Origin of the sequence: Lactococcus lactis (assembly GCF_029023865.1) — a bacterium.
Classification (GTDB): Bacteria; Bacillota; Bacilli; order Lactobacillales; family Streptococcaceae; genus Lactococcus; species Lactococcus lactis.
In genome coordinates this window covers 1,108,791-1,124,805 of sequence record NZ_CP118969.1, presented here as the reverse complement: position 1 = coordinate 1,124,805, position 16,015 = coordinate 1,108,791, and the positions used below count along the sequence as shown (strand labels likewise).

14 protein-coding genes are annotated in these 16,015 nt (G+C 35.4%); 1 reads left to right on the top strand and 13 read right to left on the bottom strand.

Annotation, left to right across the window (positions count from 1 at the left end):
- Nucleotides 1-22 precede the first annotated feature (22 nt).
- The 11 genes from murQ to pcrA form a co-directional block, all read right to left on the bottom strand.
- A complete protein-coding gene (gene murQ / locus PYW37_RS05730; RefSeq protein ID WP_003132073.1) occupies nucleotides 23-916 on the bottom strand; it encodes an N-acetylmuramic acid 6-phosphate etherase in 894 nt (297 codons plus the stop codon).
- Entirely contained in the window at nucleotides 909-1,970 is a 1,062-nt protein-coding gene (locus PYW37_RS05725; protein ID WP_023189319.1) for a DUF871 domain-containing protein, read from the bottom strand. Before PYW37_RS05725 ends, murQ begins: the two co-directional genes overlap by 8 nt.
- Before the next feature lie 158 nt (nucleotides 1,971-2,128).
- The gene (locus PYW37_RS05720) at nucleotides 2,129-3,100 is read right to left on the bottom strand and encodes an L-lactate dehydrogenase (RefSeq protein ID WP_023189320.1); all 972 of its coding nucleotides are present in this window, start codon (nucleotides 3,098-3,100) and stop codon (nucleotides 2,129-2,131) included.
- A gap of 97 nt (nucleotides 3,101-3,197) precedes the next feature.
- Nucleotides 3,198-4,100, bottom strand: a complete 903-nt coding sequence (locus PYW37_RS05715; RefSeq protein WP_025017097.1) for a bifunctional riboflavin kinase/FAD synthetase — start codon at nucleotides 4,098-4,100, stop codon at nucleotides 3,198-3,200.
- 30 nt (nucleotides 4,101-4,130) lie between these two features.
- Nucleotides 4,131-5,120 carry a tRNA pseudouridine(55) synthase TruB gene (gene truB / locus PYW37_RS05710; RefSeq protein ID WP_023189322.1) on the bottom strand — a complete coding sequence of 330 codons (990 nt, stop codon included), beginning with the start codon at nucleotides 5,118-5,120 and terminating at the stop codon, nucleotides 4,131-4,133.
- 140 nt (nucleotides 5,121-5,260) lie between these two features.
- The gene (locus tag PYW37_RS05705; RefSeq protein ID WP_012897733.1) at nucleotides 5,261-5,953 is read right to left on the bottom strand and encodes a hypothetical protein; all 693 of its coding nucleotides are present in this window, start codon (nucleotides 5,951-5,953) and stop codon (nucleotides 5,261-5,263) included.
- A gap of 170 nt (nucleotides 5,954-6,123) precedes the next feature.
- On the bottom strand, nucleotides 6,124-7,632 hold the full coding sequence (locus tag PYW37_RS05700) for a flavocytochrome c (protein WP_025017096.1): 1,509 nt from the start codon (nucleotides 7,630-7,632) through the stop codon (nucleotides 6,124-6,126).
- 164 nt (nucleotides 7,633-7,796) lie between these two features.
- Nucleotides 7,797-8,255, bottom strand: coding sequence for a VOC family protein (locus tag PYW37_RS05695; protein WP_017864437.1), 459 nt, complete (start codon nucleotides 8,253-8,255; stop codon nucleotides 7,797-7,799).
- Between the two features lie 77 nt (nucleotides 8,256-8,332).
- Nucleotides 8,333-8,905 carry a DNA-3-methyladenine glycosylase I gene (locus PYW37_RS05690; protein ID WP_014570578.1) on the bottom strand — a complete coding sequence of 191 codons (573 nt, stop codon included), beginning with the start codon at nucleotides 8,903-8,905 and terminating at the stop codon, nucleotides 8,333-8,335.
- Between the two features lie 45 nt (nucleotides 8,906-8,950).
- Complete coding sequence (locus PYW37_RS05685; protein WP_010905770.1) at nucleotides 8,951-9,418, bottom strand: 8-oxo-dGTP diphosphatase; 468 nt, start codon at nucleotides 9,416-9,418, stop codon at nucleotides 8,951-8,953.
- Nucleotides 9,419-9,437: 19 nt separating this feature from the next.
- A complete protein-coding gene (pcrA, locus tag PYW37_RS05680) occupies nucleotides 9,438-11,714 on the bottom strand; it encodes a DNA helicase PcrA (protein ID WP_003132060.1) in 2,277 nt (758 codons plus the stop codon).
- A 156-nt stretch (nucleotides 11,715-11,870) separates the two neighbouring features.
- Between pcrA and PYW37_RS05675 the strand changes: the two genes are divergently transcribed.
- Nucleotides 11,871-12,647, top strand: coding sequence for a rhomboid-like protein (locus PYW37_RS05675; protein ID WP_010905769.1), 777 nt, complete (start codon nucleotides 11,871-11,873; stop codon nucleotides 12,645-12,647).
- On the opposite strand, the gene PYW37_RS05670 is transcribed toward PYW37_RS05675, so the two are convergent.
- Together PYW37_RS05670 and PYW37_RS05665 are read right to left on the bottom strand one after the other, a co-directional pair.
- The gene (locus PYW37_RS05670; RefSeq protein ID WP_010905768.1) at nucleotides 12,592-13,221 is read right to left on the bottom strand and encodes a DUF998 domain-containing protein; all 630 of its coding nucleotides are present in this window, start codon (nucleotides 13,219-13,221) and stop codon (nucleotides 12,592-12,594) included. The two genes, PYW37_RS05675 and PYW37_RS05670, sit on opposite strands and share 56 nt — an antisense overlap.
- Nucleotides 13,208-15,973, bottom strand: coding sequence for a phosphatidylglycerol lysyltransferase domain-containing protein (locus PYW37_RS05665; protein ID WP_023189326.1), 2,766 nt, complete (start codon nucleotides 15,971-15,973; stop codon nucleotides 13,208-13,210). The genes PYW37_RS05670 and PYW37_RS05665 overlap by 14 nt, the downstream gene beginning before the upstream one ends.
- Nucleotides 15,974-16,015: the final 42 nt, after the last annotated feature.

Sequence of the window (16,015 nt, the reverse complement as noted above, 5' to 3'; positions counted from 1 at the left end):
TCCTACCTTAAAAGGTAAATTCTTAATTCAGAGTATTTTTCACAAAACCATTTGCTCTAACAAGCTTGGTTTTTCCTTCTTCTGCTGCACAATCAGTTAATAACATGACAATTGCAAGTTTAACATCTTGATCGGCTTCAATGAATTTTTCTTCGGCTTCTTCATAAGTACAATCTGTCGCTTGCATAATGATGCGTTTACTACGCTCAACTAATTTTTCATTTGTTGGTTTAACATCCACCATCAAGTTATTATAAACTTTACCAATCCCAATCATTGAAATTGTTGAAATCATATTCAAAATTAATTTTTGAGCTGTTCCCGATTTTAATCTTGTTGAGCCTGTTAAAAATTCTGGTCCACAATCAACTTCAATTGGAAATTCGGCATGTTTTGAAATTTCAGCATTAAGATTACAAGAAAGGCTTGCCGTTTTAGCACCAATTTCTTTAGCGTAATCTAAAGCTCCAATTACATATGGAGTCCGACCACTGGCAGCGATTCCTAAAACAAGGTCGTTCTCATTCAACTTCAAATCAATCAAATCTTGTCTTCCAAGTTCAAGACTATCCTCAGCCCCTTCGACAGCAACCGTCATTGCTTTGTCACCACCGGCAATTAAACCAATCACTTGGGTAGCTGGTACGCCAAAGGTTGGGACACATTCAGCGGCATCAAGTACACCTAAACGACCACTTGTTCCAGCACCCATATAAATCAAACGGCCACCTTTGTTAAAAGCTTCAATCGCTGATGAAATAACTGGTTCAATATTTGGAAGTGCTTCTTCAACTGCAAAAGCAACTTTTTTATCTTCATTATTCATTTTAATAAGCGCTTCTGCGACAGTCATTTGGTCAAGGTTAAAAGTTTCGTTATTTCGTCGTTCTGTTGTTAGTGTTGATAAATCAATCATTATTTTTCTCTTTTTCTATTTTAAATTTTTGTCCTGGGCCAATAAAAGAAATAAGTTCTAAATCTTCTTTAATAATATTTCCCACAACATTTACTTTTTTATCTGCTGGCAAATTCCTTTTAGTAATTTGAATTTCGCCCATATAACGACCATATTCACAATTATCAATAGTAATTGAGCCTTTTTTTCTCTCAATTGTATTTTCTGGATTTATTTCAGAAATTTCATTGAAGCGGGCCTGAGCGCTGCGGATCACATCTCTAGCATCATCTTGTCTATTTTCATGCTCACTGAGAACTTTAGCAAAATCACTTGTTGCTTGGGTTGCTTGCAATACAAGTTCCCTCTTTTGAAGATATTGGTTAATCTGCCAAGCTGTTCTTGCTTTTAATCCTCCATCCCCAACATAAATATGATCTATATTTATAGACTCCATATCAAGTAAGGAAGAGAGTGGATGTTGATAGCGGTGCGCTTCAAGGGTTGGTAATCCTTCATATAAAGGATGGCGTAGAGAATCATCTCCCGGAATAAAGGCCATAACTTTAAATGAATTTCTTTTCAAAAATTCATTTTTTCTAAGAAAGCTCTCCCGAGAAAGGCCTGTTTCTGGTCTTGGGTAATAGTTGTGCCAGGCTTCAAGCTGATTAAAGTTTGCCTTATTTTCTTTTAACTCGTCAATATCTTCTTGCCTAATTGTACTGGCATTTAGACTGACAGTCATTTTTTGACTAACTTGCGCAATTGTCTCATTGCTGATATGATAATCCATTCTGAGACCAGTTACTCCAAGTTCTTGAAGTTCTTCTACTCTATCAATAGAAAATCCAGCTTTTTCTAAAGCTTGACCTGAAATATCAACCATAAGTTTCAAATGATTCTTTTTAGCAGCTGTTCCTAAGTCTATTAGTCTTTTTTTATATAGACTTGCTTCATCCTCGGGAATATGCATCGATGTGAAAATCCCTTTAAAACCATGATTAGTCATCTTGTCAATATATAAATAGTCCTTTTCATTTAAGTCTCTATTCATAAAAATTGAATAACCGTACATTTTTTATCCTTCCGAAATATTATTTCCTGATAACGTATTCATTATAACCTAAAAGAATTATTGTTTCAAGTATCAATTTAACCTTTTTTTATTTTGAAATATTATTTCATTGTTTTGTATAATAAAAAGAATAAATTTCTTTATTCTTTTTATTATATTTACAAAGTACATTTTTCTTTAATTGAATCAAAATTCTCTTTAAGAAGAACCGTTGAAGCTTTAAATTTTTCTTGCTCTTCTTGAGTTAATTCTAACTCTAGGACCGCTCGAACACCTGTTCTATCAATAATTGCAGGACTTCCTGTATATAAATCGGACTGGCAATACTCTCCTGTCAAATAGGCAGAAACTGGTAGAATCACGCTTTCATTTCTAAAAATTGCTCTTGTCAAACGAGCTAATGAAGCAGCGATTCCGTAAGAGGTATTTCCTTTTTGCATAAAGATATCCAAACCTACTTCACGAATTTCTTGATCAATTTCATCGAAGGTTGGAAACTCTGGATTAGGATATTTTTTGAGCCACGTTGTTAATGGAATCGCACCGACTGTCACATTTGACCAAGCGGCAAAACTTGATTTCCCATGCTCAGCTAAAACATATCCATGAATACTTTTAGGATTAATTTGGAGTTTTTCAGCAACAATCTGGCGCATCCGACTAGTTTCTAAAAGCGTTCCTGTTCCTATCACACGATGTTTAGGCAATCCAGATACTTCTGCAACAACTTGGGCAAGGACATCAACTGGATTTGATGCGACCAAGAAAATACCATCAAAACCTGCATCCATTGTTTTACGAGTTATATCACGAATCATTTCGACATTATTTTCTAATAACTGTAGGCGATCTGGATTTTTTCCGAAAGTTGCTGATGGAGCATTGGCAGACAAAACAACAATATCTGCATCAGAAACATCTGAATAATCAGCAGCATAAATGTTTTTAGGAGCTGCATTTAAATAGGGAAGCGCATGAAGCAAGTCTAAACTGTTGGCTGAAGCTTTACTTTTGTTGGTATTTATTATTGCAATTTCATCTGCTAAATCATCAACAACTAAGTTATGAGCATAAGTACTCCCGACGGCTCCAGCTCCAACAATTACAACTTTTTTGTTATTAATTTTCATCTCTTTTCATCATAAAAAAACAGCGGATGTCATTTTGACTCACGTTGTTTTTCTACTCCCTTTCCAAATCTCTTTTCCCAATTTACTTACAGTTTATTTACGCTTTGAAATCACGAGCAATTTGCTCGTCTTCTTTCATTTGTTTAATTAATTGATCTATCCCATCAAATTTAATCATATCGCGAATTTTATCTAGCCATAAAACAGTCAATTTTTCACCATAAATTTCTCCATTAAAATCAAAAATATGAACTTCAACTGTTTTTTCAGTCCCGTTAAAAGTATCATTATATCCAATTGAAGCAAAGCCACGATGACGTTCTCCAGCAAAAATGACATCACAGGTATAAACTCCAACAGCTGGCAAATGAACGTAATCTTTAATTACTAGATTTGCTGTTGGATAGCCCAGTTGTCTTCCGCGGGCAAAACCATGAACAACAAGGCCTCTTGTTTCATAAGAATAACCTAAAAGTTCATTTGCTTGTACAATATCACCTTCTTCAACTGCTTTTCTAATCCGTGTCGATGAAATTTTTCCATGTTCATCCGCTTTTTCCGGCATGATGACCACACGGTAGTCTTCCGTTGACTTGAGATTTTTCATATCAGAGCCTGTCGTATAATCAAATCCTGTAATCACCACTTTGGGATTGAATCTTTTGACGACACTTTCTGCAAATTCAGTTGAAGTTTGATGAGCAAAATTAGAAGTGAAATCTTTAAATACAAGGTAATCTACCCCATTTTCAGCAAAGAACTCTGCTCGTTTTTCATCTGAAGTTAATTTCAAAAGCATTTCAGGCTCAAATTTGTTGAAGGTTAATGTTGGTTTTTCCGGAAAGGTAAAAACAGCTATTTTTAAATTCAATACCGCCGCAATTTTTTTAGCTTCTGTAAAAAGACTTTGATGTCCTCGGTGTAATCCATCAAAATAACCGAGGACAAGGATAAGTTCTTCATCAAATTTTAGTTCATCATTAAATTCTAATATTTCCATTTTTCTCACTTTGGCTCATATTGCTAAGAATTAAACCAATACTTTATTTGGTTTCCAAATTCCTGCTTTTTCTGGATGTTTCATGTAAACAGCAATTAATTTATCATCATAAAAGGCTGCAAATTTATCTCTTGTCAGTTCTGACAAGTCTGTCAGTAAAAATTCACTTTTATTAGACTTAATGACAGGGCTGTCAGTAGTTTCATCTGTAACCCAATCATCCTCAGCAAATTTTTTTCCAACTCGTGCCATTTCAAACTGATCAGCAGTCAAATTTACTCTTGGCAAATCACTGACAGCATATTCTGCTGGGTACATTAAGCTAGAAAGCTCTCCTGCCTCCATTGCTGCTTCAATCTCTGAGAGTTTGACAGCATCTTTAATCATCAGTCCATTACTTGCTGTTCTTTGCAATTTTGACATATGTCCTGCGTAACCAAGTTGCTCTGCTAAATCTACTGCTAATGTTCGGACATAGGTTCCTTTGCTGCACTCAACTTTGAAAGAAAAGCTTACCAAACCTGCCGCTTCATCAGTCATCACGGGACTTGTTCTGACAAATGATTTGATTGTAATCTCTCTTGCCGGACGGTCAACTGTCTGACCAGCTCTGGCATATTCATACAATTTTTTTCCGTTAATTTTTACGGCTGAATACATTGGAGGAATTTGCTTTATTTTTCCAATAAAATTTTTCATTATTGAGTCAATTTCAGACTCTGTCAGCTCCCGTTCTACTGGCGTTTTACTGACAACTTCCCCGTCAGCATCTTCGGTTTCCGTTGAAAAACCAATAGTAACTTCACCTTCGTAAATTTTACCTGCCGCTTCCATGTACTCTAATAACCGCGTCGATTTTCCAACGGCCACTGGTAAAACGCCTGTCACAGAAGGGTCTAAAGTTCCACCATGTCCAATTTTTTTTGTTTTTAAAATACCACGAAGTTTGGCAACAACATCAAAAGATGTCCAGCCCGCTTCTTTATAGACATTTAAAATACCATTTAAATTTTCATTCATCCTGAAAATTATAGCATTTTTTGACTAAAAAATCACTTACAGTCTTTATGATTGGTCCTTTCCATAAAAAAAATTACTGACAGAATGTCAATAATTTCTCTGACTAAAAAAGACTGACCAAAGTCAATCTTTTTTTATACTTAATTTCCTGTTGGAACTTTTGTGGCATTTATTGATTTGATTTGTGAACTACCACTATTGAGCGAAGCATCCGAACCATATTTAGCTACAAGTTGCGCACCTGTCAGTGTTTCTTTAGTTTGCCATTTAACCATTGGCCATGGATCCTGTGCCATTCTTAAACCTGTCTGCGTTGGATCAGGAACTTGTAAATAATAGGTTCCATCAGCATTTTGTTGAATACGTGCTGTATTTTGGATAACATTTACAGGGTCAGAATACGTGGATACGCCATTTGAACCTACATTAACAAGATAAGTTAAGTAAGATTCTCCAGTATAAACATCAAATTTGCCTTGAGCATTATTAACCCATTGGGCATAAACTGCATCTTGCTGCTTTCCAGTTAGAGTTGACCAGCTTTTTGGAGAGTCATTACTTGAAGATGCCGAAGTCTTTGAACTACTTGAAGCGGAAGTTGATTCTTGAGTTGAATCACTCGTTGTACTAGAGCTTTGTGATTTACTACTTGTGCTCTTACTTACTTTTGTCGAGCTTGTTTGTGCAAAAGAGGCTGACTTATCAGGAGTTTTATGAGGATAAAAAACTTGATAAGCAATGATTCCGAGAGCAACTACTAAAATGACTGCCAAACTGGCAATTGCAATTACTTTTTTGCTGTTTTTTGAACTCGCTTTTGAATGTTTTGCCATAAAAAGCCTCCTTAATAAAGCTTGAAAAATACTTTTTCATAATTAAATTATACTTAATTTTCTTATCTATTTCAAAGAATTTACCTTTAATCAATCTTAATAATACAAAAAGTTACTGACAAATACTCCGTCAGTAACTTTTATTCTTAATAACTACTTATAAGTAAATATTAATTGCTTGTTTTAGCATAGGCCGCAGATTGAGTTCCAGCTTGTCGTCCAAAGATAACAATATCAGCAACAGCGTTACCACCAATGCGGTTACCACCATGGAGACCACCTGTAACTTCTCCGGCAGCATATAATCCTTGAATTGGACTACCATCTTTTTTCAAGACTTGAGTATTTGTATTAATTTTTACCCCAGCCATTGTATGGTGAATTCCTGGAGCCACTTTAATGGCATAATACTTACCTGATATTTCAGTAGTCATTCCTGTTGTACGACCAAAGTCTTCATCTTTTTTAGTTGATACAGCTTTGTTCCAACCATCAATTGTTGAAGTCAGTGCTTTTTCATTAATATCGAGCTTGTCAGCAAGTCCCTTGATACTGTCAGCTTCAACGACCATATCTTTAGATATATACTGTTCAACTGCTTTTACTTTATCTTTAGTTCCTTCTCCAAAAATAACATAAGAATATTTTCCTGGTTGTTTAAGTTCAGCAGCAGAAACTTTATCACGAGTATCCATTTCATTAAAGAAACGTTTCCCTTTTTGATTTACAAGAATCGCCCCTTCACCACGAATTGATTCTGAAACAAGATAACCTGTTTTTTGGAATACAGTTGGATGAATTTGAATTTTATCCATATCAACTAATTCCCCACCAAGTTCTGAAATCATAGTAATTCCGTCACCAGTTGAACCAGCCGCATTTGTTGTCACATAATCTTTAAGGTCAGGACGATATTTTGCAATCATTTTCTTATTTGCACCAAATCCACCTGTTGTAACAACGACTGCTTTAGAAGAAATATCTTTAGTTTCACCCTCAATCTTAACTTTAACTCCAGATACTTTACCATCTTTTTCAGTAATTTTGGTAACATCACTATTTACAAATAAGGGAATATTTCGTTTGGTAATATTTTCTTCAAGACCTTTTACCAAATAACCACCAACTGCTGAACCATCATGTGGTCGGTGAGTTCTTGAAACTGACATTCCCCCTGTCGTAGTTAAATTATCTAAAACAATTCCATTTGTATTTAACCAATCAACAGCACCAGCCGAGTGGTCAACAAAATAACGAAGGAGTGCCTTGTCATTCGTACCGCCACCACCTTTGAGCGTTTCTTCATAAAATTTATCATTTGAATCAGCGACACCTTGTGCTTTTTCGACTGATGTTTCTGATGCGTTCAAACCAGCTGAGGCTTTTGAAGTATTTCCACCAGCAATTGGCATTTTTTCTAAAATGACTGGATTCATTCCAGCATCTTTTGCTTCAATTGCTGCAGTCATTCCAGCCCCACCAGAACCAACAATAATCACATCGTATTTATCACTTAAAGTAGAAGGATCAGCATAGATGTTTGATTTACTTGCACCAGCCGAGGTTTCAACTTTCTGAGACGAACTTGATTGTCCTTTTGTATTCTTTGTATTACTCCCACAAGAAGTCAAAGAGAGGCCCACAAGCGTTAGCAAGCCTAGTTTAGTCCAAATTTTCATAAATTACTCCTTTTGTGTTAAAGTTCACATAGTTATTATAACAAATTTTTAGCAACTTTCCAAATATCTATAAAATTTTTAGCTGTCATTAAAAATATTTTCAGAATAAATCACAAAAAGTACTGACAGAATCGTCAGTACTTTCCATTTTTACTTATAAAGATTTATGAGTTCGATTGTAACTTAGAATAAGGCTGAGCATGTAGCATCCAACGCACTCCGTACTTGTCAGTAAAATCACCCATTTTTCCACCCCAGAATTGATTTTCAAAAGGTAAATTAACAGTGACTGTCCCCGATTCAACAGCCTTATTCCAAAAAGCATCTGCTTGTGAGACCGCTTGTTCGTCTTCCGAATCTAAATCAATTAAAATTGAAATGGAATCATAAACAAGAGGATCAACTTTCATAAAATTATCCGCAGCCATAATGGTTGAACCTAGAATGTCAAATTGAGAATGCATTGTTAAATCGGAAGCCTTCTCAATTGGAACCCCAAATTGTTCAGCTTGTTCTTCAGCCAGAGGCAGTCGTGAAATATTTGTCGCTCCAAGAACATCTTTATAATAATCTAATGCTTCCTTCGTATTATTAAAAGTAAGATAAGGGTGAATATTAGCCATAGTAAGCTCCTTTTCTGATAAAATTTTATAGTAATTACAACTTTAATTCTATAACCAGTTTACCACAAGAAAGCGCTTCAATCCATTAATTCTGCTTGTCTATAACAATAATCTGCGTGATCATTAATCACTCCTACAGCTTGCAAGAAAGCATAGATAACCGTTGAACCTGTAAATTTAAAACCGCGTTTCTTCATATCTTTACTCATTTTGTCAGAAAGTTCATTTGTTGCTGGAATTTCTGACTCATCATTAACTTGATGCTGTAAAACTTTTCCGTCAGTAAATGACCAGATGTACTTATTAAAGGAGCCAAATTCTTTTTGAATTTCTAAAACTTTTTGAGCATTAACAATCGCCGCTTTAACCTTTAATTTATTTCTGATAATTCCCGCATTTTGTAAAAGTTCTTGTTCTTTGTTCTCGTCATATACTGCTATTTTTTCAATTTCAAAATTATCAAAAGCTTCATAAAAATTTTCTTGTTTATTTAATATTGTTGCCCAAGAAAGCCCTGCTTGATTTAAATCAAGGACCAATTTTGCAAAAAGTTCCTGATCATTATGTAAAGGCACTCCCCAATAAGTATCATGATAATGAATCATTTTATCAGTTGACAAACACCAATTACATCTTCTTAATTCAGTCATTTCTACCTCTATCCAATCACTTTACATAATAGTTATTATGCAAAATCAATAAAATTTCTTTTCCCAATGCTCTCCATCAATCTCATAAACAAATTCTGAGTAAGTTGAGTGAAGCATCATGTCTGCCATTTCAAGAAAACTACTTGCAAGATTCAAATTCGCTAATTGATTAATATCTTGCCAAAAAACTTTTCCTTCATCTGTTTCATTAATTAATTGACCAGAGAATTCTGTTGTTGAATAAAGAAAAACCATATATCTTCTGTTCTTCTCAGGTTCAAACCAATCCTTAACTCCACAAAGTTTTAAATTTGTGATATCAAGTCCAGTTTCTTCCTTAATCTCTCTTATTGTTGACGGAACAAGAGCCTCACCTTTTTCCAGATGTCCTCCAGGAAAAGCAATTCCAGTCCATGATTTTTTACGCTCTTGAACAAGAACTTTATGGGTTTTTTCGTCAATAATGGCACACATATTTGTCAATTCGACTTGTTCTAACTCATGATAAGTCATTATTTTTTCACTACTTTTTCTATTTTTTCTCAATTGGAGCCATTGCTGCTAATAAACGTTTCATTCCGACTTCTGGGAAATTAATCTTGAGTTCCATATTTTTACCAGAACCAGAAATTCCTAATACCATACCTTCGCCCCATTTACGGTGAATCGCTGTATCGCCAATTTGCCAATCTTCTGTTTCAGAATTATTAATCGTCGCTTGAGCTGCAGTTGGATTAATGACTGCTTTTCTTTGATGAAGCGCATCTGACATCGAGATCCCACTGGCAAAACCACCAGATTTATAAGAAGCATTGAAGCTTGAATTTGCTTTACGAGCAATCCCAGCATATTCTAGTAATTCATCATCAATTTCCGAAATAAAACGGCTGGGACGATTATAATTCGTTTTACCATAAAGCACACGTTGATTGGCATTCATTAAGTAGAGCGTTTCTTCTGCCCGTGTAATTCCAACATAAGCCAAACGACGTTCTTCTTCCAACTCATCAATATCTTCATTTACCCGTGATAAAGGAAAAATGTTTTCTTCCATTCCAATTAAGAAAACAATTGGAAATTCCAAACCTTTTGCCGCATGCAGGGTCATCATTGTTACTTGGTCAGATTCTTCCTCATAAGCATCTGTTTCAGAAAGCAAACTAACTTCGTTAAGGAAACGGCTCAACTTATCTAATCCAGTTTCAACAATTGGCTCTCCCGTTTCTTCATCTAGAGGAATTTCTGATTTTTCATCAAACCCTTTAGTTACTGACAAGAATTCTTCAATATTTTCAATTCGTGCTTGATTTTCGATACTTGGCATCATTTGCAAAGCTTTGACATAGCCAGTACGCTCTAACATTTCTTCAACTAATTCTGTGATTGTTGAACTTTCACTATGGGTTCTCAACAAATCAAAGGCCATTGCCAAATTATAAATCTCACCAGCCGCTTTTCCACGAATATCGGATAACATAATATCAAAACTTGAATCTGCTAAAGAAAGTCCACGACTGTCAGCAAAACGACGTAATTTTTCTAATGCCCCCGGACCGACTCCTCGTTTAGGTTCATTAACAATTCGTTCAAAACTCATATTATCCGCTGGATTTGCTACTACATTTAAGTAAGCAATAACATCACGAATTTCCTTACGTGAGTAGAATTTAGTTCCCGCAACCATTGTATAGGGAATATTAGATTTAACAAAAGAATCTTCAATTGTCCGAGACTGAGCATTAGTCCGATAAAGCACAGCATAGTCAGCATAAGAACGTCCTGAACGAATGCCTGATGTGATAATTTCAGAAACCTTATTTGCTTCTTCTTGTTCATTTCCAGCGCGGAAATAAACAATCTTATCTCCAGCATCATTTTGCGTCCAGAGTTCTTTTGGTCGACGTTTTAAATTATTTTTTATAACATTGTTTGCCGCATCAAGAATTGTTTTTGTTGAGCGGTAATTTTCTTCAAGCAAAACAACTTTAGCTTTTGGATAATCTTTTTCAAAGTCTAAGATATTTTGCATATCTGCTCCGCGCCAACCATAGATTGATTGGTCAGCATCCCCAACGACACAGATATTTTGAAAACGACTGGCTAAAAGTTTAACCAACTGATATTGTGCATGGTTGGTATCTTGATACTCATCAACATGAATATATTGAAATTTTCCTTGATAGTAAGAAAGGACATCCGGGTTTTCATCAAAAAGGCGCAACGTCTGCATGATTAAATCGTCAAAATCCATTGATTCTGCTTTTCGTAATTCTTTTTGGTAAATCTTATAAACACGCGCAACAACCATTTCATATGGATGTCTAGCGCTTGTTTGAGCTTCATAAGCTGATTCATCTAATAAATCATTTTTAGCATTTGAAATCGCATTTAAAAGACCTTTGGGTTCCCATTTTTTAGGATCTAAATTAGCTTCTTTCAAAATTCGTTTCATCAACGATTTTTGGTCCCCTGGATCTATAATTGTAAAATTACGATTATAACCAATATGGTCGGCATCACGTCTCAAAATTCTTACACACATTGAGTGAAAGGTCGCAATTAATGTATCTTGTGCTCTTGGAGTAAGTGATAAAGCACGCTCCCGCATTTCTTTTGCTGCTTTATTTGTAAAGGTAATCGCTAAAATATTCCAAGGATTAACCATTTTTTCATCAATTAAGTAAGCAATTCGATGAGTTAAGACACGAGTCTTACCCGAACCAGCTCCTGCCATAATCAATAAAGGCCCTTCTGTAGTTTGGACCGCTTCTGCTTGTTTTTCGTTCATTCCTTGTAATAGTGGATTCATTTTATTCTCCTAGCTGCAAATCATTATTAATTATATCATAAGTAAATCACTTAATGCGAGCCTCTTATAATCTTCTATTTTTATGGTCTAAACCTAATAAATATGCTAACCCCTCCATAAGCTTTAATGGTATAATAAAAAGAAAAGGAATAAATTATGATTTTTTTATCAACTGTATTAATTTTATGTTGTACTTGGTATTTTTTAAAATTTTTAGCTCATTTTTCTCGTAAAATTCACGATGAGGTTCGAAAATTATCTGTCTATACTCATTTTCTTTCAAAATGGCTTCAGTCAGCTCCTGCAACATTTACCTATACCGCCATTTTTTGCGCTTTTACGCTAGTTCAAAGAACTGCACCGCAACACTTAATTAACATTCTAACGAACCATTCTTCAACAAGTATAGCCAGAGTTTCTGATAAACCAATCTCTACTTTTTTTGATAGTGCTTTTTGGGTTGCGGATAACGGAGCAGGTCTCCTCATTTATGTTGTCCTTTTTTGGACCGTTATTGCTTGGGCAGAACGAAAATATGGTTCACCAAGAATGATTGTCATCACATTGTCTGGTCATATTTTAGCCAGTCTCACTACTATTTTTCTTGAACTTTGGGCAATAAATAGCGGACGTGCTCCCAGTTCTTTAGCAATGGCAACTGATGTTGGTGTTTCATATATTTTAGTTGCTGGTTGCGCTGCTGCCATCCTTATAATGAGAAAACGAATGTTTTATATTGGACTTATAATTTTAGGACTATTTATCTTACTTCCGTTATTCGTTGAACATAGTATTTGGGATATGGGTCATCTATTTGCGGCTTTTTTTGGCTTTATTTCTGCTAGATTACTCCTTAAATTATCACCTGTGCGTACGGTCAGTTCTCCTTACGAACTTCTTTTGAAATGTCGTTCAGAACTCTCCAACAAATAAATACTAACCATATACCACCAAGCACCCCATTAATCTGCTGACCAAGAGGGCCTACTAACTGAGGAATTGCACCCGCAATGAAAGAAAGCAAAGTTGTAATTACAAAAGCAATGGCCAAAAGGAAAACAAATTTATTTCGATAAACTAAAAGTGAAAAAATCACTCCTGTAAGAATAAATAATAATGCTAAAACACTTAATCCGTCATGTAAAAAGAGTTCAGGTGCTTTAAGAGGATTAGGAATTCCCTCACTGTGAGCAATATCAGCATAAGGAAAAAGTGTAGCTAAGCCTGTTGCTGCACCAAATCCCGCAATCGAAAGAAAAATTATGAGAAGACGTTTGTCTTCTCTTTCATTTTGTTTAAAAAGTCCCCACGCAAGTATCAAAGAAAAACAAGCGAAAAGAATATCTGTTAAGGTGAATAATTGATGATAAGGTTGATCAAGTGCAGAAAGTCCACTCAAAAGACTTGAGTTAACTACAGTTGGATTTAACCAAAATGCAAGAATCCAAGCATTGTACAATAAGGCAGCACAAATAGCAATAATGATTAAGTAATTACTTTTTTTCATTTTCTGAATCTACTCCTAAATCAGCTGCTTCAGTTGGTAAATAGAACTCTGCCATTGCAAAAGCAGGCAAACCATAACTGAGCGCTCTTTTTAACTCTGGCAAAGCATCTTCATTAGCTTCAGGGTCTGGAAAAACTTCTGATAAATCCATTAGAACTTCATCTTCAAGTAGATTACTAAGAAGGTTCTTTAAGGATTCAATTGATTGATAAGCCCATAAAACTGTTACTTTTGAATTCTGAATAGAAAATACCTTATCATATCCCGCAGCCAATGCCAAATAATCCTGCTTATCTACTTCAACAAATCTGTTTGATAGCAAATCTCTTCTAATTCTTGATAAATATTCTGTCCGTTCAATAAATTTTGTATGGTCTATTTTTTCGATATCTGTCAGTTCTCTTAGTGTTTTAGAAAGCATTTTCCATGAGTTAACCCGTAGACTCAATTCACCTGTTTGCGTGCGCATCAGCGTTCCTTTAACAAGTACTCTATCACCAACGGTCACATCTTTTTTCCATATTGCAAAATTTTCTAAACGATTTTCTAATTCAGCATATTCATTAAGAGTGTCACGTTTTATAACCAATTGAATTTTTGCTTGATTATCTGCCAAATCTGCAAATTGCATTGCGCCTCGGCCACGCAAACTAATTAACTTCCCATGAATGCTATATTCTTTTTCATCAAATTCATCAACTGATTCAAATTTATTTCTAAGGGTTTCTACTGATTCAGTTTCGCTATCGGGAAGACTAAATGGTGGAATGCCATTTTCTCTAAGATCCTTTAATTTTTTTAGATAACTGTCATCATGACCAGCTTCATTCAATAATTCCAATCGTTTATTTTCTTCAAGTCGATGAACCTTTTTGATGAAATCTGATTTTTTCCACCAGCGATTTTCTGTTCTAGGGTCATAATCTCGTGAAAAGAAACTTTTGATTTTAGAAAAGATATTCGTCGGAACAAATCCTTCAGCTTGGCCAATTGCAAAAAGAACTGAAGTAAGAGAACCGCCATTATCATAACAAATATAACGAGTTCGCCATTCTGGCAAGTAAATATCATTTGAACGATAAAGTGATTCCAATTGGTACCAACGCGAAAAGAATTTCATTACAGTTCGTGCCGCTTTATCTAAGGCATTGGCTTGCAATGTTTCTCCGTTAATGAAGAATTGCCGTGCTGCTGCAAAGTTTAAACTAATTTCGCTTATCTCTTTTTCTTTAGCTGCTTCTATCAAACTGCTAATCATGAAAGTGACAGCTCCATTCATTGCCTCAGGAGAACGTCTCATCGTATCAAGCGACAGTTTATCTGACCCCACCGGAACAAAGGATAAAATTCCTTGAACTTTTCCAGCAGCATCGGATGCCGTTACAATCATTATTTGTTGGTCTGTTGGATCACCAAATCGACTTGAGGCCATTGAATAACCACGTTCATCACCATTTCGCCATTGTTCAGTTAATTTGGTTAAATCACTAAGTTCTGTAGCAGGAATTTCAGCCTGGCGACGAATCTTGACTTGATAGTTTTCTCTTTTTGCACGATGCATAACTTGTGCAACATCATGCATGGCTGGATTTTCAATAGAAAAGTCACGAACGATAACGACCGCTTCATCCCCGAATACAGTTGCGTTCAGCCCTAATTGAGCATACATTTTTGCTCCTGCTTCAGAGGATCCAATAACGCCTGGTGTCCAGCCCTGTGCTCGTGCAAGGTTGAGAAATGCTTCTCCCGCACTTTTCCATGATTTTTCATCTCCGATTGGGTCGCCGCTGGCTAACAAAACATCTCCAAAAAGATGATAAGTGATGGCAGCTTTTTTATTTTTAGAAAAGATAGCTTTTTTATCTCTGCGAGTCGCAAAGTAAGCAAGCGAGTCATTATCACCATAATCTAGAATTAGCTGACGGATTGCTAGTTCTTGTTTCGCATTTGCCGAAAGTTCTTTTTGAGTAGAGCGCGTAAAAATGAGAAATGCGCTGATAAAACCAAGAAGCATTATGACTGAAATCGTAGTACTGACCCAAATATTATTTCCAGAGCTGTACGGGAAAATTTCCTGACCAAAAGGAAGAAGGTAACGGAAATCACTGACAGATTCTCTAAAAACGTAAGCAATTCTTTGAGCTAAGGATACAGAACCATGGAAAGTTAAAAATGAAACGATTACTCCGCCAATAATAGAGCAGACAAATCCTACAGCCGCAATAATTATACCTTTCCACCAAGTGCCATTCACAATTTTTGTTGGGAAGGCATTTCGAGATAAAATCATTAATACAGCTGTCGCAAGAGAAACAACTACTCCCAGAATAACAAATAAAAGTGAGAAGATAGAAAATTGTGACATGTCAAGTGCTTCTTTGGTCACAAGTCCAAAGAAATAGGCCAATAAGAAAATAAGACCAAATGCAACAAAAGCTAATTGGAAATAGATAATTTCTATCCAAAGTGCCAATCTTCTCCGGTGTCGAATTGAGCTTGCTAAAATAAATAGAACAATTGCATTAAAAATACTAAAATCGGTAGGAAGGGCAAAAAGATAGAGGAAACCAGATAATAGTTTTTGAACAGGAGGCATCAACCAGCCGACAATCCCAACTATTAAAGCATAAATTGAGGCAAATTGTAATAAATGCCCGAGAAGTTTTGCAGACTTATCCTGCCATGGTTTTACTCGTTTTAATCTTTGTTTTACCTTATCTTGCTTAACTTTAGCTGATTTTTTATTTTTCATAACTTCCTTCTATCAAATAACTTTTATCCAAAAATAATTAAT